The 20,341-nt window shown below is 68.9% G+C and carries 20 protein-coding genes and 2 tRNA genes; 14 read left to right on the top strand and 8 right to left on the bottom strand.

Going from position 1 to position 20,341, the window contains the following annotated elements:
• The first annotated feature begins 163 nt into the window (after positions 1 to 163).
• The gene (locus MJ783_RS11330; RefSeq protein WP_239310360.1) at positions 164 to 1,102 is read left to right on the top strand and encodes an alpha/beta hydrolase fold domain-containing protein; all 939 of its coding nucleotides are present in this window, start codon (positions 164 to 166) and stop codon (positions 1,100 to 1,102) included.
• Positions 1,103 to 1,144: 42 nt separating this feature from the next.
• On the opposite strand, the gene MJ783_RS11325 is transcribed toward MJ783_RS11330, so the two are convergent.
• A complete protein-coding gene (locus tag MJ783_RS11325) occupies positions 1,145 to 1,402 on the bottom strand; it encodes a hypothetical protein (RefSeq protein ID WP_239310359.1) in 258 nt (85 codons plus the stop codon).
• A gap of 107 nt (positions 1,403 to 1,509) precedes the next feature.
• Here MJ783_RS11325 and MJ783_RS11320 point away from each other — a divergent pair, with 107 nt between their 5' ends.
• From MJ783_RS11320 to MJ783_RS11310, 3 genes are all read left to right on the top strand, one after another.
• Positions 1,510 to 2,286 (top strand): fumarylacetoacetate hydrolase family protein, encoded by a 777-nt coding sequence (locus MJ783_RS11320; RefSeq protein ID WP_239310358.1) that lies wholly within the window; start codon positions 1,510 to 1,512, stop codon positions 2,284 to 2,286.
• Positions 2,287 to 2,406: 120 nt separating this feature from the next.
• Positions 2,407 to 2,478: transfer RNA gene (locus MJ783_RS11315), tRNA-Gln, on the top strand.
• A gap of 51 nt (positions 2,479 to 2,529) precedes the next feature.
• A tRNA-Glu gene (locus tag MJ783_RS11310) sits at positions 2,530 to 2,602 on the top strand.
• 248 nt (positions 2,603 to 2,850) lie between these two features.
• On the opposite strand, the gene MJ783_RS11305 is transcribed toward MJ783_RS11310, so the two are convergent.
• Positions 2,851 to 3,267, bottom strand: a complete 417-nt coding sequence (locus tag MJ783_RS11305; RefSeq protein ID WP_308194846.1) for a hypothetical protein — start codon at positions 3,265 to 3,267, stop codon at positions 2,851 to 2,853.
• 78 nt (positions 3,268 to 3,345) lie between these two features.
• Here MJ783_RS11305 and MJ783_RS11300 point away from each other — a divergent pair, with 78 nt between their 5' ends.
• Positions 3,346 to 4,977 carry a HAMP domain-containing sensor histidine kinase gene (locus MJ783_RS11300; protein WP_239310357.1) on the top strand — a complete coding sequence of 544 codons (1,632 nt, stop codon included), beginning with the start codon at positions 3,346 to 3,348 and terminating at the stop codon, positions 4,975 to 4,977.
• On the opposite strand, the gene MJ783_RS11295 is transcribed toward MJ783_RS11300, so the two are convergent.
• Positions 4,978 to 5,610, bottom strand: coding sequence for a PASTA domain-containing protein (locus tag MJ783_RS11295; protein WP_239310356.1), 633 nt, complete (start codon positions 5,608 to 5,610; stop codon positions 4,978 to 4,980).
• 358 nt (positions 5,611 to 5,968) lie between these two features.
• Here MJ783_RS11295 and MJ783_RS11290 point away from each other — a divergent pair, with 358 nt between their 5' ends.
• Both MJ783_RS11290 and MJ783_RS11285 read left to right on the top strand, forming a co-directional pair.
• Entirely contained in the window at positions 5,969 to 6,160 is a 192-nt protein-coding gene (locus MJ783_RS11290) for a helix-turn-helix domain-containing protein (RefSeq protein ID WP_255724403.1), read from the top strand.
• Positions 6,161 to 6,437: 277 nt separating this feature from the next.
• Positions 6,438 to 7,700 carry a hypothetical protein gene (locus MJ783_RS11285; RefSeq protein WP_239310354.1) on the top strand — a complete coding sequence of 421 codons (1,263 nt, stop codon included), beginning with the start codon at positions 6,438 to 6,440 and terminating at the stop codon, positions 7,698 to 7,700.
• A gap of 176 nt (positions 7,701 to 7,876) precedes the next feature.
• Here MJ783_RS11285 and MJ783_RS11280 read toward each other — a convergent pair whose 3' ends face one another.
• The gene (locus tag MJ783_RS11280; protein ID WP_239310353.1) at positions 7,877 to 8,629 is read right to left on the bottom strand and encodes an IclR family transcriptional regulator; all 753 of its coding nucleotides are present in this window, start codon (positions 8,627 to 8,629) and stop codon (positions 7,877 to 7,879) included.
• A gap of 150 nt (positions 8,630 to 8,779) precedes the next feature.
• Between MJ783_RS11280 and leuC the strand changes: the two genes are divergently transcribed.
• The 3 genes from leuC to MJ783_RS11265 all read left to right on the top strand — a co-directional run bounded on the left by leuC (position 8,780) and on the right by MJ783_RS11265 (position 11,428).
• A complete protein-coding gene (gene leuC / locus MJ783_RS11275; RefSeq protein ID WP_239310352.1) occupies positions 8,780 to 10,177 on the top strand; it encodes a 3-isopropylmalate dehydratase large subunit in 1,398 nt (465 codons plus the stop codon).
• 98 nt (positions 10,178 to 10,275) lie between these two features.
• Entirely contained in the window at positions 10,276 to 10,863 is a 588-nt protein-coding gene (gene leuD / locus MJ783_RS11270) for a 3-isopropylmalate dehydratase small subunit (protein ID WP_239310363.1), read from the top strand.
• Between the two features lie 280 nt (positions 10,864 to 11,143).
• On the top strand, positions 11,144 to 11,428 hold the full coding sequence (locus MJ783_RS11265; protein ID WP_239310351.1) for an HU family DNA-binding protein: 285 nt from the start codon (positions 11,144 to 11,146) through the stop codon (positions 11,426 to 11,428).
• 93 nt (positions 11,429 to 11,521) lie between these two features.
• Here MJ783_RS11265 and MJ783_RS11260 read toward each other — a convergent pair whose 3' ends face one another.
• Positions 11,522 to 13,732 (bottom strand): RNA degradosome polyphosphate kinase, encoded by a 2,211-nt coding sequence (locus MJ783_RS11260; RefSeq protein ID WP_239310350.1) that lies wholly within the window; start codon positions 13,730 to 13,732, stop codon positions 11,522 to 11,524.
• 539 nt (positions 13,733 to 14,271) lie between these two features.
• Entirely contained in the window at positions 14,272 to 14,949 is a 678-nt protein-coding gene (gene cofC / locus MJ783_RS11255) for a 2-phospho-L-lactate guanylyltransferase (RefSeq protein WP_239310362.1), read from the bottom strand.
• A gap of 360 nt (positions 14,950 to 15,309) precedes the next feature.
• Between cofC and MJ783_RS11250 the strand changes: the two genes are divergently transcribed.
• Both MJ783_RS11250 and MJ783_RS11245 read left to right on the top strand, forming a co-directional pair.
• On the top strand, positions 15,310 to 16,332 hold the full coding sequence (locus tag MJ783_RS11250) for an NAD(P)H-dependent glycerol-3-phosphate dehydrogenase (protein ID WP_239310349.1): 1,023 nt from the start codon (positions 15,310 to 15,312) through the stop codon (positions 16,330 to 16,332).
• A gap of 92 nt (positions 16,333 to 16,424) precedes the next feature.
• On the top strand, positions 16,425 to 17,585 hold the full coding sequence (locus tag MJ783_RS11245) for a D-alanine--D-alanine ligase family protein (RefSeq protein ID WP_239310348.1): 1,161 nt from the start codon (positions 16,425 to 16,427) through the stop codon (positions 17,583 to 17,585).
• A 13-nt stretch (positions 17,586 to 17,598) separates the two neighbouring features.
• Here the strand turns inward: MJ783_RS11245 and MJ783_RS11240 are convergent, their stop codons facing one another.
• Positions 17,599 to 18,081 carry a DUF3515 family protein gene (locus MJ783_RS11240; RefSeq protein WP_239310347.1) on the bottom strand — a complete coding sequence of 161 codons (483 nt, stop codon included), beginning with the start codon at positions 18,079 to 18,081 and terminating at the stop codon, positions 17,599 to 17,601.
• A gap of 118 nt (positions 18,082 to 18,199) precedes the next feature.
• On the bottom strand, positions 18,200 to 18,433 hold the full coding sequence (locus MJ783_RS11235) for an Lrp/AsnC family transcriptional regulator (RefSeq protein ID WP_239310346.1): 234 nt from the start codon (positions 18,431 to 18,433) through the stop codon (positions 18,200 to 18,202).
• Positions 18,434 to 18,511: 78 nt separating this feature from the next.
• Between MJ783_RS11235 and MJ783_RS11230 the strand changes: the two genes are divergently transcribed.
• Positions 18,512 to 19,513, top strand: a complete 1,002-nt coding sequence (locus MJ783_RS11230; protein ID WP_239310345.1) for a thiamine-phosphate kinase — start codon at positions 18,512 to 18,514, stop codon at positions 19,511 to 19,513.
• Between the two features lie 22 nt (positions 19,514 to 19,535).
• Positions 19,536 to 20,341: bifunctional hydroxymethylpyrimidine kinase/phosphomethylpyrimidine kinase (gene thiD, locus MJ783_RS11225; protein WP_370651598.1), on the top strand; the 806-nt coding region annotated here is incomplete at its 3' end.

Here is a 20,341-nt window from a genome sequence, read left to right as displayed (position 1 = left end):
TCTTCCCGGAGGCGACCGGTTGACGCTGGAAGATCCAGAGTGCTTCTGGTGGCCCAGCGGGTCGATCCAGGCAGCATCAGATGACAGATGCCTCTTTGCAGGGAACACTCATTCGCGGTGGAAGTGCTGGTCAAGGCCTGTTTCGCCCCGGATATGAGGAGTCGTGGTGGATCCCGAGCTCGCCACCGTGGTGTCGTTGCCGCCGAAAGTGACATGTGAGGATTGGGTGGTCCCCGGCCCACTGGGATCGCCTGATGTCACGGTCCGTATCTACCGGCCGAACGAGTCCGGTGAGCCGTGGCCGGCCATGCTGTGGATCAACGGCGGTGGCATCGATGGCGACGGTTGCGCCGGGGGCGACGCGGGGGCGACGCATCCGAACGCGGCGTGGATCTGTGCCGAAGCCAAGGTCATAGTGGTGTCACCGGAGTATCGACTGGCTCCGGAGAACCCGTTCCCGGCGGGGCTTGAGGACTGCTACGCCACCCTGCGGTGGCTGGTTGAGCACGCGGAGGTCCTCGGTGTCGACCGCGGCAGGGTAGCCGTCGGCGGCGCGAGCGCCGGCGGGGGGCTCGCGGCAGGGCTCGCGTTGCTCGCCCGAGATCGTGGCGGCCCCTCCCTGTGCTATCAGCTCCTGGCAGCGCCCGAACTGGACGACCGGCTGGCCACTCCATCCATGATCGATTTTGCTGACACGCCCTTGTGGAGCCGGCCGAACGCCGTGCGGAGCTGGCAGCGTTACCTGGGCCGCTCCGATGACGCCACGCCTGGTGGCGCCAAACCCGGCGACATCACGCTCGGTGACGCCGCGTTCGGTGACGACGTGTCGCCGTACGCGGCGCCGGCCCGAGCCACCGACCTCGTCGGCCTGCCCCCCGCGTACGTCTCGGCCGCCGAGTTCGACCCGTTGCGCGACGAGGGGATCGACTACGCCCTGGCGCTGCTGCGGGCGGGCGTCTCGGTCGAGCTGCACCAGTTCCCGGGGACGTTCCACGGGGCGAGCCTGGAGCGTTCCGCGGCCGTCTTCAAGCGCCAGGCGCGGGAGATCCATGACGTCCTGCGCCGTGCGCTGTACCCCGCTCCGCAGCCCGCGCAAATTTGATCGTATTTTTTCAGGGCGTTACGGTGGGTGCCGCGTGTGTCGTCAGTCCGCCGGGATCTCCTCCCACCACTGGCACCACCAGTCGCCGCCGACCAGGATGCGCAGCTTCGGGTGCCAGCAGTAGGTGATGTCCCTGTCGGTGTCGAGGTAGTACAGACAGTTGTCGCACCGCTCGCTGCCGTTGGGCTTGCCGCGCAGGATCGCGTCCTCGGCGAGATGGCCGAGCTGCACGCTCAGCTCCTCGTCGATGGGCTTCGGTTCCGGCGCGCCGACATCGTAGACGGGTGTGGTCTCGCTCACCTGGCTCCTCCCGGGCTGAGATCTCCGAACGCGCGGAAAGCCTATCCACGAGGTCCGTGACGTGCGCTGGGACACATGTGACCGGAGGTTGCCTGTAACGTCAACGGGTGCGTATCGCCAGGTTCACCGACGGGACGGAACCGGCCTTCGGGGTGGTCGAGGGAGAGGTGGAGCGGGGCGAGGCCACGGTGGCCACGATCACCCCCCATCCCTTCGGCGCGTTCAGCTTCACCGGCGCGCGGCACCCGCTCGGCGGCGTGCGGTTACTCGCGCCGGTGCTTCCCAGCAAAGTGCTGTGTGTCGGCAAGAACTACGCCGACCACGTCCGGGAGATGGGCGATACCGCCCCGGCGAACCCGCTGCTTTTCCTGAAACCGTCGACGAGCGTGATCGGTCCGGGCGACCCGATCGTGCTTCCTCCTGACAGCGATCATGTCGACTACGAGGGTGAGCTCGCGATCGTCATCGGGCGGCTGTGCCGGGACGTCCCGGTGGCGCGGGCGCTGGAGGTCGTTCTCGGTTACACCTGTGCCAACGACGTCAGCGCACGCGACCAGCAGCGGGCCGACGGCCAGTGGACCCGGGCCAAGGGGCACGACACCTTCTGCCCGGTCGGGCCATGGATCGAGACCGATCTCGACCCGTCCGACGTGGCTGTCCGCACGACTCTCGACGGCGAGCTCCGGCAGGACGCCCGGACGAAGTCGCTGCTGCACGATGTCGCGTCGCTCATCGCGTACATGTCCGCGGCGATGACCCTGCTGCCCGGTGACCTCCTGCTGACCGGAACGCCGGCTGGGGTAGGCCCGATGAGCCCCGGGCAGACCGTGGCCGTCACGCTGGAGGGGATCGGCACCCTCACCAACCCGGTCACCTCCCGCTGATCCAGATAATTGATCATATCCGGACCTGCCGGTGACCTGCCGGCGGGCGGCTCGCGGCAGGTCACCGGCAGCCTCCCCGGCTGGATGCGGTACAGTAGGGCTCGCCCGCAAGGGCGACCTTGGGGTATGGGGTAATTGGCAGCCCAACGGATTCTGGTTCCGTTAGTCTAGGTTCGAGTCCTGGTACCCCAGCGTCAGGCTTGCTGCGCTGCGAAGTACAGTGTGCCTGAAGTGAGAACAGTTGGCCCCGTCGTCTAGTGGCCTAGGACGCCGCCCTCTCAAGGCGGTAGCGCCGGTTCGAATCCGGTCGGGGCTACAGGCAAGACCACTGGTAAAGGGCTGGTGACCTGGGCAGACCGGGGCACCAGCCCTTCGTCGTCTGTCCGGCTGCCACCGGTCGGGGACGGTGTTCTACGGCCGTCTCCCCGAAGCGGCCCCGAAGTCCCGAGGCGGCGTGTGTCCGGTCAGCGCAAAGGGTCCCAGGATCAACAGCTCCTGGGACCCTTTGCGCTGTTCTTGGCGCGGCTGGCGGTACTGCCGGTCGCTCCTACCGACCCACGGTCATCAAACGACCGTCAGCCGAGGCATCGACGCGGGGTGACGCGCCATGGCGCACTCCCGACACCCGCAGGAGCTCGGGTCGTGTCCGTGCACGATTCCGGCTGGCTGGTCGTTGGTGGTGACGAGCCGCAGCCGCGGGCCGTTGGTCGCGACCGCTTCGTCCGCGCGGACGCCTGGCTCGACGACAGGCGCGAAGGCAGCGGCTGCGCCGGCACAGGCCGGGCTGGCACAGGCCGGGTCGGCGGGGGAGGCGGCGACGGCGGTCAGGGGGGTCGCGGTCAAGGTCACGGGGGGCACGGTGTCCTCCTCCTGGGTGGCCGTCCGAAGGCCACCATGCGGACCATACGGTGCCGAAGCGGCCGCCTGCGGCGCCATGGCCTCGTTGAGCCTGTTACCGGCTGGTAAAGATGGTCTAGTCATGGGTGGGTCTGCTTGCCATGTCACACCATCCTTGCCGGCCATGGTGCGCCTGGCGCCGATCGGTAGAGGATGACCGGGATGTCCTCCGTGGCCCCTGTTCCCGACCGGGCGCGGCGTCGCCATGGCAGTGCGCGCGCCGGCCGGCTCCGCCGTGCCGAGCGGACCTCACCCGGCCATCGACCCGTCGCTGACCTCATCCTTCCCGCCGAGAAGCTCAGCGGGCGGACCTGGGGCTGGATGCCGCATGGGCGCGGCCTGCCCACCGAGGACTGGGTTGCCCGCCACCGGCTGCTGGTCTGGATCCTCGCCGTCCATCTGCCGATCATCGTCGGCTGCGCCGCGTACGGGGAGTTCGGCGTCTGGCAGGGGCTGCTGTCGGCCTGCCCGGCGGCGCTGCTGCTCGGCGCGGCCGTCCTGCCGGGTGTGCGCCGCCTGCGCGCGCTCGCTACCAGCCTCGGCCTGCTGTGCAGCTCCGTGGTGCTGGTCCACATCTTGCGGGGACAGCCCGAACTGCACTTCCACTTCTTCGTGGTCGTGGCGCTGATAGCCCTCTATGAGGATTGGGCGGTCTATCTGCTGGCAATCGCGTTCGTCTTCCTCGCCAACGGCGCCGTTGGCGACCAGGTCATCTCCTACCGCCACGCAGGCTCCCCATGGACCTTCGCCGCGATCAGTGCCGCGTTCATCTGTGCGCTGGCGGGCGCCCAGGTGATCTTCTGGTACTTCAGCGAGCAGTCCCGCCGCCGGGTCGAGCACTATCGGGCGCAGCTCTACGAGGGCCAGCAGAGCCTGATGGCCCGCCTCGAAGAGACCGACCGCATCCGCAGCGATCTTGTCGCTACGGTCTCGCACGAGTTCCGGACGCCGCTGACCGGTATCCGCGGCACTCTGCTCACGATCAAAAGGCGGCGGGACCGGATGTCCGCGGCACAGCTCGACGACATGCTCGACTCGGCCGTCACCTACTCCGACCGGCTGTCCCGGTTGCTGGAGAACATGCTCACCGCGGCAACCGCCACGGGTAACGGTACCGAGGAAAACACGGTCGCGGATCTTCCCGAGGTCGTGAAGGATGTGCTCGCGACACTGGCCTACTCGCCGACCACCGCGGCGAACGTCAGCGTCGACCTACCGCCCCGGCTGCCTGTGCGAATGGCCCGCCAGGCATTGCACCAGGTGGTCGCCAACCTCGTCGACAACGCCCTGGTGCACTCGTGGCCCGGAGCGCCCGTGCGGCTCATCGCCGGTCGGGTCGGCGACGAGGTGGTCCTGCGGGTCCGCAATCCTGGCCCCGATCTTGATCCGGCCACGATCCGGCAGCTTTTCGAGCCGTTCACGCAGCGGGACGGGACAGCGACCCGGGAGACCGACGGCGCCGGTATGGGCCTGTACGTGGTCCGGCGGCTGGTCGAGGTCCACGGCGGACGACTGCGCATGAACTCCGAGGACGGGGAGATCATCGTTGAGGTCGACATGTGGGCCGCGGCGCCCCGGCCGTCCGCTGCCGTGTCCCAGCCCGCACCGAGCGATCAGGCGGGTTTCAGCGGTCGGGCGGCGGCACTCGGTGGTGCTGGCGGCGGCCGGACGGTACTGGACAGCCCGCCCGCGCCGTTGCCCGTGCCGCGCGCCCTGGACGGGGACGCACGACAGGGACTTCGGACCGCGGGGGTCTGGCCGAGCCGGTCACTACCGATCGATCGTTCCATGTGATCAACAGTTGGTTTTTTGTAATCTGAGAGTCACAAATTGTTCCACGCTGTAACTGGTGTCCTCGGGCGGCGACTGGATGACCACGGTGGCGGCATTGATCGATTTCAGGCACTCGTAGGAGTACGAGATATAGGTGAATCCGGTCTGCCGCAGCGTGTTGGTGGCGTCACGTAACATCATTCCCACGACCATGGGCACGGCCGCGCAATCGGCGGCCTGCAGCGTGAGGCTCACCGGAGAGGTCATGGTGATCCGGCTGCCGGGGGACGGCTCCTGGCTCACCACGTTGTTGATGTTGGGTGACCGGTAGCAGTCATACCGGTATGGGATGTTGGTGAAGCCGGCCTTGCGCAGTGTTGTGGAGGCGTCGGCCAGCAGCATGTTGCGCACGTCCGGTACCGGCATCGTCGGCGGGTCCGCTGGGGAAGGGGGCTCGGCCACAGCGATGGAACCGGCTGCTGCCGTCGCCGAGGCGGTCACCGAGGCAGCCACCGAAACCGTCACCGCGGCGCTCGGCACAGATCGCTGCCTGACGGACCGCTGCCCGGCGGGGGCACGGCCATCCCGGCTGAGGCCGGTGGCGAGCAGCCATGAGCCGAGGCCCATGAGCATCACCGCCGCGACACCCGCCACCAGCAGTCCGCCGCCGTGCCTTGTCCGTGTGCCGCGCCCGAGCGGTTCGCGCGGGACATACCGGGAACCCAGCCTCCGCAATTCGGCCTCCGTGCCGCCCGTATTTCCCTTTATCGGGCATATATCCGCTGATTGAGCGGACTTTATGTGGTGCCTGCGGCCGCACGGCTGGGCAGGGCCGCTTTCCGGCACTATAGGTGGACGGAACGTGATGACGGATACCCGCCGCATCCTTGTGGCGCAGCAAGTGGGGTACTCTGCGTCACCCGTCACGTGATGGAGAGGAACGCGTGTCCGCAAGTGGCAGCGATCACAGCGCTGACGGCCAGTTGAGTCCCGGGGACCGCTTGGCGTTCGGCTGGCCCGCCACCTCATGGAACTTGCGCACCGGCACCGGCACCGGCAGGCCCAGCCCGGCGGTGGTGTCGCCATCACGCTGCGGCTGCCCCAGCACGATCTCGCGGTGGCGATCGGTGCGTCCCGGGAGCCGGTCGGCCGCGATCTGAAAAATCTCCGCTCCCGTGGAGTGATCAAAAAAGGGGCGGGATGATCGTCCTTGTGGAGGCTGGCGTGTTGCGCGCGTTCTCCTATGGAGACACAATGTCTCGTCAAATGTGACGGATGGCGTCGAACGGGCACCAGCGGACCACTACGACGGTCAGGGACGACGGCTACGGCAGGCGACAGGCGGCGAAGCCGCTCGCACCATCGTGGCCTGTGCCCACCGCCGATCAGATACCGATCTGATGGCGCGAGCTTCACATCGAGAATCCGCCATTGATGAGGGCCGTGTCCACCGATACGGCCCTGAAGGAGGGCCGTCCCACATGCCGGACGAACCTGTATCGCGCCGCATCATGGTGGCTGACATCGAAAGCTGGAGTTCCCGCGACAGCCACACGCAGAAGAACCTGCGGCAACGGTTGCGTGAGGTGCTCAACCTGGCGTTCGTCGAGTCGGGGCTGCCGTGGCGGGAATGGGCTGACGCCGTGGTCAGCGTGGCTGACCGCGGCGACGGGCTGCTGATTGTGATCCCGCCCAACGTGCCCATCGTCCGGCTGCTCGATCCATTCGTCGACCGGCTCGAGGTGGCGCTGCGGCATGATCGAAGGCTGCACAGCGAACCAGCGCGGATGCGGTTGCGGCTGGCGATCCACGACGGTGAGGTGCTGGCCGAGAGTTCCGGTTGGGCCGGCCATGACGTGATCGAGGCATGCCGCCTGGTCGACGACGAGCCCCTGCGGCAGGCGCTGCGCGACGAACCCGAGGCCAATGTGGCCGTCATCGTCTCCGAACGGGTGCACCGCGGGGCCGTCCGCGACGGCTACGGGAGCATCCGGCCCGAGACGTTCACCGAGGTCGACGTCGTGGTCAAGACGTTCCGGTCCCGTGCCTGGATTCATCTTCCCGGAATCACGGCCTCCCGGCCGGTGACCGCCGCCCGGGAGAAGCCACCGACAAGTGAAGTATGGCGGTTCTACGCCTTCGTGGCCACCGGTGTGATCGCCATCGTATCCATTGTCGCGGCGGTAATCCTTGTCCCTGCCCAAGGCGAGAGCTCGGCGGCAACGGTCCCCAACGCAGCTGGGAACAGGGCCACCGCCCCGGTCGCAGGCCCTGCTACGCAGGCTGCCTTCCACCGTCCTGCGCCACCCTCCCTGCCGGCCAGTAGCAGGACTGACACGCTGCCCCCGGAGCCAGGCCCCGTGGCCACCATGACGAGTCCCGGTCCTCCACGCCGGCCCACCGCCTCGCCGCCAGCGCCTGTAACCACACCGCAGTTGTTCGGCCCCTCCCAAGCAAATGTTGGGCAGTCCTTCCATCTCAGCGGCACCGGCTGGCTGCCATGCCAGGAGAACACCCAGATCAGTTTGGTCTTCGATCACGCGGTCATCTCCCAGCGGGCCACGCTCGACGCCAGCGGCGCCTTCGACCAGCTCATCACGGTCCGGGCCGATGGCGGAATCGGCAGAGACAACTCACCGCGTTACATCTATTTGACTCCGGGGCAGCACAAGATCCAGGCGAAGGCGATCGACGGACAGAACTGTACCCGGGAAAGACCCATCATCACCCTCACGATCACCTGATCGCGGTAGAGACCATACTTTCGGGCAGCTCCCCGGATGTCGGAGAAGGGATGTTTCACGCGGGCGGGTGGTAGCTCTCGGTTCGAGAGGCAGTTCATCTGCCTTTCCGCCCTGGGCCACGCCGCGCGCAGACCTGGTGACAGCCATGATCTTTCTGCTCCGCGCGAAGGTACGGCTCATGATGACGGCTGGGCGGATTTCTGCTGTAGGCGCGCGGTCAACAGCTCGGCGGCGGTAACGATGGCGGTGCCGTGGCGGCGGCCGGGGGAGCGGGTCAGGCGCTCGACCGGGCCGGACAACGACAGCGCCGCGACCACCTTGCCGCCGTCACGGACCGGCGCTGACACCGACGCGAGTCCTGGTTCGCGCTCGCCGACACTCTCGGCCCAGCCATGCCGTCGCACCCGTTCCAGCACGGACGCGTCAAATGCCGCCGCGCCGGGAAGGAGCGCACCAACGGGAAGGGCGCTCGCGTCGGCGCCGGTGGCATCGGTGAAGGCCAGCAGCACCTGTGCTCCCGATCCGGCGGTCATCGGCAGCGTGGACCCCACGGGGACGGTGTCACGCAGGCCGCTGGCGCGTTCGGCCGCGGCCACGCACACCCGTACGTCTCGGCGCCGCACGTAGAGCTGGCTGCTCTCGCCGGTGGCGTCGCGCAGCTCCGCCAGGACCGGGGCGGCCGCGTCCACCAGCGCCCAGGGCAGCGGCAGCGCGCCACCAGCGGCCAGCCGCGGGCCGGGAACGAAGCGGCCGTGCGGGTCCCGCCCGACCAGCCTGTGCACCTCGAGCGCGGCAGCGAGCCGGTGCGCGGTCGCCCGGCTGAGCCCGGTCCGGGTGACCAGTTCACCGAGGGACACCGGGCCCGCCTCCACCGCGCTCAGCACGGCGGCAGCCTTGTCAAGAACACCGACTCCGCTAAGCTGTTCCACAGGCTGATATTGCCATCTCAGATAGTGGGAAGCACGGTATTCGGGATGGTCGCAATCAGTGATTTACATCGCAACGTTCACCATCGCAACGTTCACCGCCCGGCCGCCACTGCCGGGCGGATCCGAGAAAGCCACCTGAAGGAGTGGGCTATGGGGCGCACACTCGCGGAGAAGGTCTGGGACGCTCACGTCGTCCGGCGTGTCGACGACGAGCCCGACCTGCTCTACATCGACCTGCATCTCGTGCACGAGGTGACCAGCCCGCAGGCCTTCGAGGCGCTCCGGCTCGCAGGCCGGAGCATCCGCCGGCCGGAGCTGACTCTCGCGACCGAGGACCACAACGTCCCGACCACCGACACGCTGCGCCCGATCGCGGACCCGGTGTCGGCGGCCCAGGTCGAGGCCTTGCGCAAGAACTGCGCCGACTTCGGTGTCCGGCTGTACCCGATGAACGACCCGGGCCAGGGAATCGTCCACGTGGTCGGTCCGCAGCTGGGGCTCACCCAGCCGGGTATGACGATCGTCTGTGGAGACAGCCACACAGCTACCCACGGCGCGTTCGGTGCGCTCGCCTTCGGCATCGGCACGAGCCAGGTCGAGCACGTGCTGGCCACCCAGACGCTGCCACAGCACCCGCCGAAGACCATGGCGGTCACGGTGGACGGGCCGCTGCCCGCCGGGGTCACCGCCAAGGACCTGATTCTCGCGATCATCGCTCGGATCGGTACCGGCGGTGGCCAGGGGCATGTGATCGAATACCGTGGTGAGGCCATCCGCGGGCTGTCCATGGAAGGCCGTATGACGGTCTGCAACATGTCCATCGAAGCGGGCGCGCGTGCTGGCATGATCGCTCCCGACGAGGTGACCTTCGCCCATCTTCGGGGCCGCCCGCACGCCCCGGTGGGAGCGGCCTGGGACGCCGCACTCGCCTACTGGCGGACCCTGGCCACCGATGATGATGCGCTGTTCGACCGCGAGGTGGTGCTCGACGCGACCGGGCTGAGCCCGTTCGTCACCTGGGGCACCAACCCCGGGCAGGGCGCGCCGCTGTCGGCCAGGGTTCCCGCCCCGGCCGACTACGCCGATCCAGCTGCCCGCGCCTCGGCTGAGCGGGCACTGGCCTACATGGCGCTCACCCCCGGCACCCCCCTGCGTGACATCACCATCGACACGGTGTTCATCGGGTCCTGCACGAACGGCCGCATCGAGGACCTGCGGGCCGCCGCGGACGTCCTGCGCGGTCGCCGGGTGGCTGACGGGCTGCGGGTGCTGGTCGTCCCCGGTTCGATGGTGGTGAAGGCGCAAGCCGAGGCTGAAGGGCTGGACGAGGTCTTTCGCGCGGCGGGAGCGCAGTGGCGCAGCGCGGGCTGCTCGATGTGCCTGGGAATGAACCCGGACACCCTGCGGCCGGGCGAGCGCAGCGCGTCCACGTCCAACCGCAACTTCGAAGGACGCCAAGGCCCCGGCGGGCGCACTCATCTGGTCTCGCCCGCCGTCGCCGCCGCGACCGCCGTCACCGGGCGGCTGACCGCGCCCGCGGATCTTTGACCGCTGAGCTCCGCGGCGAGCCGGGCAGATGGCTTTCGAAACACGCGCCAATCGCCGACGCGGGCCCAACCACGACACGACGAAAGGGTGCATTCGTGATGGAGGCGTTCACCACGCACACCGGTCGAGCGGTGCCGCTGCGGCGCAGCGACGTCGACACCGACCAGATCATCCCCAGTGACTGGCTCAAGCGCATCGAGCGTACCGGGTTCGGCGCCGGCCTGTTCTCGCAGTGGCGGGCCGATCCGGGCTTCGTTCTGAACGATCCGGCGTACATCGGCGCGACGATCCTGCTCGCCGGCCCGGACTTCGGCACCGGGTCGTCCCGCGAGCATGCCGTGTGGGCACTGCAGGACTACGGTTTCAAAGTTGTGATTTCGGCCCGCTTCGCGGACATCTTCCGCGGCAATGCACTCGGTAACGGCTTGCTACCGGTTGGACTGCCAGCGGTGACGATCGAGGCGCTCGCCGATCAGGTCGAGGCCGATCCTGGCGTCCAGATCACCGTTGACCTGGCCACGCGTGAGGTGCGGGCACCCGGGCTCGTCGCGGGTTTTGAGATCGACGACTTCACTCGCTGGCGTCTCATGGAGGGGCTGGACGACGTCGGCCTGACCCTGCGGCGACAGGAGGGCATCGCGGCCTTTGAGGCCGCCCGCCCCGGGTGGCTGCCGGTGACTTCGTAGCGGGCTCCATATCGGCCTCCGGCGGTGCGGATTAAAATGATCAATACGCTGCGGGAGCGGTGATGGTTACTGAATGTTACAAACATGGCTGATCGCGGGATCGTCCACCATCCTCCCGGTGCCGTCAGATGATCTAGAAGAGTCGTTGACGTGCGGGTTTGTGTTGCGCGACACGCGCAGGGGAATTGCCCTAACCGGTGGACATGCCTACGGTGCAGCGCAGTGTGATGCCCGATCTGCTCCCTAACCCCGCGCCCGCGGGGGGCGTCCGGAGGTTGTTGTGAACAAGTCCCAGTTGGTTGATCGTATCGCCCAACAGATCGAGGGCGGGCGATCGAACGCGACCAAAGCCGTCGATGCCGTGTTCGAGGCAATTCAGGAAGCCGTGTCCGCTGGTGAGAAGGTCACCATCACCGGGTTCGGCGTCTTCGAGCGTGTCGAGCGGGCCGCCCGTACCGGCCGCAACCCGGCCACAGGAGAGCCGGTACAGGTCGCGGCCTCGGTCGTGCCGAAGTTCAGGCCGGGTTCGGAGTTCAAGGCCAGCGTGTCCGCGAGCGAGGAGTAAGTAACTCGTAGGCGGGTGCCGACCGTGGGTCCGCCAGGGCACTCACGGTCGGCGCGGTGCTGGCGCGGTGCTGGCCGTCGGCACACGTGCCGGTCAGTTGTGCGCCAGGCGTAGGGACGGGCTCATCAGGTCGGTCTGATAGTCCGACAGCGGTTCGCCGTCCGGGCTGGTCGACTGTCGATACCAGGTCCCGTCCGGCCGCAGGATCCAGGCTGCCACGCTTTCGGAGAAGGCGTGGTCGAGCATGGCCCGGAGCGGTTGCTGAAACGGCCGACCCACCCGCACCAGCGCCTCGATGCGACGGTCGAGGTTGCGATGCATCATGTCCGCGCTGCCGATCCAGCACTCTTGGAGCGAGGTGAACTCCAGGACCCGGCTGTGCTCCAGGAAGCGGCCCAGGATCGATCGGACGTGGACGGTTTCGGACAGGCCCGGGATGCCGGGCCGTAGCCCACAGATCCCCCGGACGAAGCACTTCACCGGCACACCGTCGCGTGACGCCCGGTAGAGCGCGTCGATGATCTCTTCGTCGACAAGGCTGTTGACCTTGATGCGGATCCCGGACGTCTGGCCTTGGCGGGCCGCCTCGGCTTCCCGCTCGATACGTTCGATGATGCCGTCCCGCATGTGCTGGGGCGCCACCAGCAGTGAGCGGTACTCGGTCTGGCGGCTGTAGCCGGTCAGCACGTTGAACAGGTCGGTGAGGTCGGCGCCGACGTCGGGGTCGGCGGTGAGCAGGCCGAGGTCCTCGTACAGCCGTGCCGTCTTCGGGTTGTAGTTGCCGGTGCCGACGTGGCAGTACCGGCGCAGCCCGCCGCGTTCCTGACGGACCACCAGACAGGTCTTGCAGTGTGTTTTCAGGCCGATCAGTCCGTACACGACATGACAGCCGGCCCTCTCCAGCTCTCGTGCCCACCGGATGTTCGCGGTCTCGTCGAACCTGGCCTTGATCTCCACCAGGACGACGACCTGTTTGCCTGCCTCGGCCGCGCTGACCAGCGCGTCGACGATGGGGGAGTCACCCGACGTCCGGTAGAGCGTCTGCTTGATCGCAAGGACATGCGGGTCGGCCGCGGCCTGTTCGATGAAGCGCTGTACCGAGGTGGTGAACGAGTCGTAGGGATGGTGGATGAGCACGTCACCCTCACGCAGCGCCGCGAAGAAATCGGTCTGCTCTCCCTCGGAGGCGGCGAGCCGCGGGTGGGTCCGCCGCACGTGCGGGATGTCTTTCAGCTCGGGACGGTCGAGGTCGTAGAGCGCCCACAGGACCGACAGGTCGATGAGCCCGTGAACCCGCATGACCTCGCGGTTGGTGACCTCCAGCTCCCGCATGAGCAGGTCCAGCAGGTCGTCGTCGATGTCGTCGGCGACCTCAAGACGTACGGCCGGGCCGAACCGTCTGCGCGCCAGCTCGCGCTCGAGCGCCTGTAGCAGGTCCTCGGCCTCGTCCTCCTCGACTTCGAGATCGGCGTTGCGCGTCACCCGGAACAGGTGCGCGTCCACCACCTCCATACCGGGGAAGAGCTGCGAGAGGTGGGCGGCGATCACCTCTTCCAGCGGGATGAAGCAGACCGTGTGGTCGTCGGACTCCGCTCCTCGCGGGCCGAGCTGCCTGCCGCCGTGCGGCGCGCCGTCCGGGGCGACGCGGATCAGCCGCGGTACGTTCTGCGGGACCTTCACCCGCGCGAACCGCTCGTTGTCCCCGCCTGGGCTGCGTACCGTGACCGCGAGGTTGAGCGACAACCCGCTGATGTAGGGGAACGGGTGCGCCGGGTCGACCGCGAGCGGGGTCAGCACGGGGAAGACCTGCTCGTTGAAGTACCGGTGCAGGCGCTCCTTCTGGACCTCGGTCAGATCGTTCCACAGCCGGGTCGTGATGCCGGTCTCTGCCAGCGCGGGTGCCACCACCTCGCTGAAGCACCGGGAGTGACGTTCGTAGAGCTCGGCCGCTGACGTGCTGATCAGCTCGAGCTGCTCGCGGGAGGTGAGGCCGTCAGCGGAGAGCGCGGCGAGGCGGGTCGCTTCGCGGCGCATCAGGCCCGCGACCCGGACCATGTAGAACTCGTCCAGGTTGCTGGCGAAGATGGCCAGAAACTTGGCCCGCTCGAGCAGCGGGGTGGCCGGATCCTCGGCGAGTGCCAACACACGGGCGTTGAAGTCCAACCAGGACTTCTCACGGTTGATGAAACGGTCGTTGGGAAGGTCGGACGGGATCAGCGGCCGGGGTGCTTCCAGTGGCTCAAGCAGTGCGCTCCGTGGTTTGCGCTGCGGCTGTTCGGATCGGTTCACCACCAGCTCGGTCATGCCCTCGATGGTGCCAGTCTCCGGTCATGGCGGCAGATGTGAGCAGCGACAGGGACCGGTACGACACGTCCGGGACGACCTGTCGGTGAACATCACGTGTAACGGTCACGAAATGCCTCTGGCTGGCTGCCGCAGCATGGCGGAAACATCCGGACAGCCGGTGCGTGTGAATCTAGAGCCAGCGGGCATTGCGGCGAGGTTGGTTACTCACCGTATCCGTCGGCGGTTCAGCCACGCCTGCGGCGCTCCGGCCCGGCAGCCGGTGCACAGGCTCGTCATGGTTCCGCCGTACAGACATGGCGACCAGGTATTACAGGCGTATCACCGCACTGTGTCGGAGCCGGCGGGCATAGCTGCCCGGGAGCGCACCGTCGGCGGCGTACCGGCCACGATGGTGAGACGCGACACGGTTGTACCGCGGCTCGCCCGGGACGTGTCTGGTGCGGGCGCCGCGCACACCCGCATCGAGCCGAACCAGCCCGCCGGGGCTTCAGCTGGCCTGGGCGGGCGGACCGGGCCCGGCCAGGGAGCGGCTGGTTTCACGGTTTCAGGATGTCGTGTGTCCGCGGGCCGACGCCGAGGCTCATTGCTTCCCGCAGGTCCGCGAGCGTGTCCACATCACGTCGCAGACCGGGTACGGACCGGCCGAGCGACCCGGTCAGATCCCGGGCTCCTGAACTGATGTGCGCCGCCCGGCTTCCCGGGCCGAAGCGGGGCGCGAGCGGCGTTCCGGGCGCGGCGGCGAGCATGACCGTACCGGTGCCGTCCGCATCCGCGACCATGGCCCGACCGCGGGCCGGCGCGGCCAGCAGCGCCGCCCGCAGCTCGGCCGGGCGCAGTGCCGCGAGGTCGGCGGACATCGCCGCGACACCGGCGTCGGGCCAGCGCCGCGCGGCCTCGGCCGCACCGTGTGTCAACGCCGCGTTGAGGCCGGTGCCCGGCAGGTCGGGGATGACGACCACCCGAGCGTCGGTGGAGCGCTGGCTCGCGGCGTTCCCCGCCGCGCCCCGGGCCGTATCCGACGTGTCCGCCATACCCACCATGCCCGCCCGCGCCGTGCGGTCGCTGGTCACGACGACGACGGCCACCACCACATCGGCATCGATCTCCCTGGCCGCGGCCACGGTGTCCTGGGCCATCGCGAGTGCGAGGGCCGCGCGCTCGGGATGGGCGAGCCGGCTCTTGGCCGCGGCCAAGAGCTTGACTGGCACAACCATCACCCAGGCCGGCCCAACCATCATGTCCTGAGTGGCGCGGGTGTCACGTCCCGACCTTATGGCATTCGTCGCGGCCGGGCCGTGGGCGCGGGCGTCCCTTGCTGGCTGTTGCGATTGCTATCGCATAGTAATATTCTGGTTGCCATCTGTTCATTATCCGGTCAGCGCTGAGACACGATCGGACACGATCAGCAGCCTTCTCGACAGGCTTCAGGTAGCTGAGCGAGACTCCTGCGACGTGAGGCCAGCTGAACAACCCGGTGCCCGGATCACCTTGGCGACGGTCGTCGCCATCCGGCGCCCGGTTCAGCCGCGCCGCGGCGGGCTCGGGGGCGGACGTCCGGCTGGCAGGCGATCCGGGTGACGAGAGCGGCTGTGCTGAGCGCCGGATCCTGGGGAACGGTCTTCGCCAAGGTACTCGCGGACGCCGGCGCCGGGGTTACCCTGCTAGCGCGTGAGCCCGACATCGTGCGCGCGGTGAACCACTCGCACGTCAACCCTCGCTATCTGCCCGAACTCACGTTGCCTGACCAGGTCAGCGCCACGGGCGAGGCCGCGGAGGCGCTCCGCGAGGCCGATCTGGTCGTACTGGCGGTGCCGTCCCAGGCCCTGCGCGGATGCCTGACGCGCTGGGCCCCGCTTGTCCCGCCGGCCGCGGTCTACGTGAGTCTGATCAAAGGTATCGAAATCGCGTCCTGCCGTCGGATGAGCGAGGTCGTCAGGGAGGTCACCGGCGCGGGCCCGGAGCGGATCGCGGTGGTCAGCGGTCCGAACCTGGCGGGCGAAATCGCTGCCGAGCAGCCGGCGGCCACCGTCGTGGCGAGCGCCTGTGAACAGACGGCCAGCGACCTGCAGGCAGCGTGCTGGACGTCCTATCTTCGTCCGTACACCAACTCTGACCTGGTTGGCTGTGAGCTCGCCGGCACTGTCAAGAACGTGATCGCGCTGGCCGCCGGCATGCTCGAGGGGATGGGGTTTGGTACCAACACGGTCGCCTCCCTGATCACCCGAGGGCTTGCCGAGACGACCCGGCTCGGCGCGGCCATGGGCGCCGACCCGCTGACGTTTGCCGGCCTCGCCGGCCTGGGGGATCTTGTCGCTACCTGCTCGTCGCCGCTGTCGCGCAACCGCGCCTTCGGTGAGAAGCTCGGCCGGGGCATGACGTTGGCCACGGCTAACGCTCAACAGGTCCAGGTCGCCGAGGGCGTCCGCTCCTGCGGCCCCGTCTTGGCGCTGGCCCGGTCGCTGGGCGTGGCGATGCCGATCACTGAGCAGGTGGAGCGGGTCATCTACGAAGGTCTCGCTCCGATAGACGCGGTCAAGGAGCTGATGACCCGCGAGCCAGGCCATGAGCATCGTGAGCATCGTGGACCCGTCGCCTGAACCACCGCTGCCGGCGGCCGTCGCCGCGGTATGGGCTTCTCCGTGACGTCGACCGCACGGTGGTGTGACCGACGATCGGTTAGGGTCCGGTCATGCCCGGTACCCCGCGCAGGATCCGGATCGCCGTCATCTACGGCGGGCGCAGCACCGAACACGCGATCTCGTGCGTGTCCGCCGGAAGCGTGCTTAGCGCCTTGGACCAACGACGTTACGAGGTCGTGGCCATCGGTATCACCCCGGATGGCCGGTGGGTGCTCGGCTCGGGCGATCCGGCGCCACTCGAGATCCGTGCCGGTGTGCTGCCCAGCGTCGACCACACGGGGACGCCGGTGGCGCTGCCGGGCGATCCGACCGCCGGTGGCCTGAGGGCTCTCGGCCCGGTGCGGACCGGGCCCGGATCCGGGGATGCCGGCCTTGACGGGGCCGGGCTTGACGAGGCCGGCTTTGACAAGGCCGGGCTCGGTGCGGTCGACGTGGTGTTCCCGCTGTTGCACGGGCCTTTCGGCGAGGACGGCACCGTGCAGGGGCTACTGGAGATGGCCGGTGTGCCCTACGTCGGTTCTGGAGTGTTCGCCAGCGCCGCGGCCATGGACAAACAGCACATGAAGACCCTGCTCGCGGCCGCGCAGCTGCCGGTGGCGCCCTTCGTGGTGCTGCGCGGGGGGCAGGGCCTCACCGCGTCCGACCGGCAACGGCTGGGGCTGCCCGTGTTCGTCAAACCGGCCCGAGGTGGTTCCAGCATCGGCATCAGCCGGGTGGATGCGTGGGACGAGCTTGAGACCGCGTTGAAGGCCGCCCGCGCGGTCGACCCGAAAGTGCTTGTCGAAGCTGCCGTCGTCGGCCGTGAGATCGAGTGTGGGGTGCTGGAGAGCCTGTCCGGCCGCGAGCCGGAGGCGAGCGTCCCGGCTGAGGTGACGGTGACCTCCTCAGCGGGGTTCTACGATTTCGAGGCCAAGTACCTGTCGGACGCGGTCCGGCTCGATGTTCCGGCGAACATCCCCGGCGAGGCCGCGGCCAGAATTCGTGATCTTTCCGTGCGGGCGTTCAACGCGCTGGACTGCGCCTGCCTCGCGCGAGTGGATATGTTCTGGTGCCCGGACGGTTCCATTGTCGTCAACGAGGTCAACACCATGCCCGGGTTCACCCCGACCTCGATGTTCCCCCGGATGTGGGGGGCGACCGGCCTGGACTACCCGGCGCTGGTGGACCGGCTGATCGCACTCGCGGTGCGCCGCGGCACCGGGCTGCGCTGAGACCGGGGTGGGGTCAGGCGACCGTCGGTCTGGTGGTGTCGCGGACAGGACCGGCAAGCGTGACCAGAACATCGAACGCCTGCACCGACGCGGGCAGGATGACCACCACCTGGGGGCGTCTGGTCGGCGTGGAGTAACGGACGCTGGCACCACGCTCCTCGGCGAACCAGCCGACGTCGTCGACAACTGAGAGGGTCACGTCCGGGCGGTAGGCCGCGGCGGCCCCGGGGACCCCACACGACAGCACCGTGGGGGGGGAGCCCCAGGCGGCGACGAACGGTGACGCCGGTCTGACCTCGCGGCGGCCGAGGCCCGCACCCAGGGAGGAGGGCAGCGCCGCGATGAGTCTCAGACAGGCCGACCGTTCGTCGCCGGCCGGGCTGGGCGCCAGGTTGACCGTGACCGGACCTGGAGATCCCGCGCAGGATGTGATGAGAATCATGGTGGTAAGGACGATGGCCCGCGCGACGGCCGGGATCGAGATCCTGGCCATCATGCGAGCGGCGCGTGTTCGTCGAACAGGGGTGCCCGAGCCTGCCGGCCGTGCCACCCCGAGGTACCGGTTCGGGCCTCCGGCAGCGCGAAGAGTCATGATCGCACCGCCGTCGGCCGGGTCAGAAGTGAACCACCGGACACGTCAGAGTCCGGGTGATGCCATCGACTGCCTGCACCCGTGACATGACCAGTTTTCCCAGCTCATCGACGCTGGCCGCCGCAGCGCGCACGATCACGTCGTAAGGGCCGGTGACGTCTTCTGCCTGGGTGACTCCGGGGATCTGTTCGATCTCCTTGGCCACCGAGGAGGACTTGCCAACCTCAGTTTGGATGAGGATGTACGCGTGGACCACAGACGCTCCCTCGTCGCATGCCGACAACCCGTCTCGCAGAACAACGGGCCGACAGAAGGTAACAGGCAATCGGCTCCGGTGAGTGTGTCCGACGCCGGGGAATTTGCTCTGATCGCCCGGGTGGTGACCCGGTTGAGGTCACCTGGGCCACCCGCGGGTCCCGGTGACGACGCTGCAGTGGTCCCCGCACCTTCTGGTGATGTGATTGCTACCACAGACCTGTTGGTCGAGGGGCGCCACTTCCGTTTCGACTGGTCCTCTCCGTACGACGTGGGGCGCAAGGCCGCCGCGCAGAGCCTCGCGGATGTGGCGGCCATGGGAGCCACGCCCACCGCCTTGCTGATCGGCCTGGCCTGCCCGTCGGCCACGCCCATAGAGATCGTCGACGGCGTGGCCGACGGTCTGCGCGACGAGTGTGCGCTGGTCGGCGCGACCATCGTCGGCGGTGACATGGTCAGCGCGAGCGAGATCTGCCTGGCGGTGACCGCGCTGGGCGATCTGGCGGGGTGTGCCCCGCTGACGCGGGCCGGAGCGCGGCCGGGGGAATCGGTCGTGCTCGCCGGCACGGTGGGCCGCTCGGCGGCCGGCCTCGACCTGCTGCTCGCCGGTGTGCGGGACGGGCCGCTGGTGGCCGCCCACCGCCGTCCGTCGCCACCGTATGCGGCCGGGCCAGCCCTGGCACGGGCGGGCGCGAGTTCGTTGGTGGATGTCAGCGACGGGCTGCTCGCCGATCTCGGGCATGTGGCCACCGCGTCCGGGGTCGTGTTCGAGGTGGACGTGGCCGCTCTGAGCGCCCTCGTTCCCGGCGTTGGCGTGCGGCACCTGCTTACCGGCGGTGAGGACCACGGCTTGGTCGGGACGCTGCCGGCGGGCGCGGCCGTGCCGGCCGGCGTGGCGGTGATCGGCCGGGTGCTCCCGGCCGGTTCGTCCCGGCCCGGTGAACCGGCCGGGAGCACCCGGGCCGGGGTGCGGCTTGTCGGTGACGACATCCCGCCGGACCTGCGCGACCCGCAGTTGGACGGCTTGGCCGCCAGCGACGCCACGGGCACACCACGTGGCTGGGATCACTTCCGCCGCTGAACCGGCCGGGTCCAGCCGTAGCGTGGTGTTTGTGGCCCCGCCTCGAGCGCTGACGATCGCCGGATCCGACTCCGGCGGCGGTGCCGGCGTCCAAGCCGACCTGAAGACCATGTTGGCCCTCGGCGTCCACGGGATGACCGCTCTGGCCGCGGTGACGGCGCAGAACTCCCTGGGGGTACGCGGGGTGTGGGAGCTGCCCGCTGACGCCGTCGCCGCGCAGATCCGGGCCGTTGTGGACGACATCGGTGTCGACGCGGTCAAGACCGGGATGCTGCCGTCGCCGTGGATCGTGGCGGCGGTGGCGGCCGAGCTGACCGATCTGGCTGATGCGGGCGTCCCGGTCGTGGTCGATCCGGTCGGGGTGTCCAAACACGGCGATCCGCTGCTCGCCCCTGAGGCTGTCGAGACCGTCCGGACACGGCTGCTGCCGCTGGCGACCGTGGTGACCCCGAATCTGGACGAGGTGAGGCTGCTCACCGGCGTCGCTGTGCGCGACGAGGAGGACATGCCGGATGCGGCTCGGGCGATGCTCGCCCTCGGATCCCGCTGGGTGCTGGTGAAAGGCGGTCATCTGCGCGGCGACGCGGTGGACCTGCTCACCGACGGCAGGCGGACGGTCCTGCTCCGGGCGCCGCGGCACGACAACCGGCACACGCACGGCACCGGCTGCACCCTCGCGTCCGCGGTCACGGCGTTTCTGGCCCGTGGGATGGAGGTGCCCGACGCGGTGCGGGCGGCCAAGGAGTACGTCACCGGTGCGCTGGCAGCCGGCTTCGCGCTTGGCGCCGGCATCGGCCCGGTCGACCACGCCTGGCGGTGGCGGAACGC

The sequence above is a fragment of the Protofrankia sp. Cj3 genome (assembly GCF_917627355.1).
GTDB lineage: Bacteria > Actinomycetota > Actinomycetes > Frankiales > Frankiaceae > Protofrankia.
Note: the sequence above shows the minus strand (reverse complement) of the source record. Positions and strands in the feature narration are given on the sequence as shown.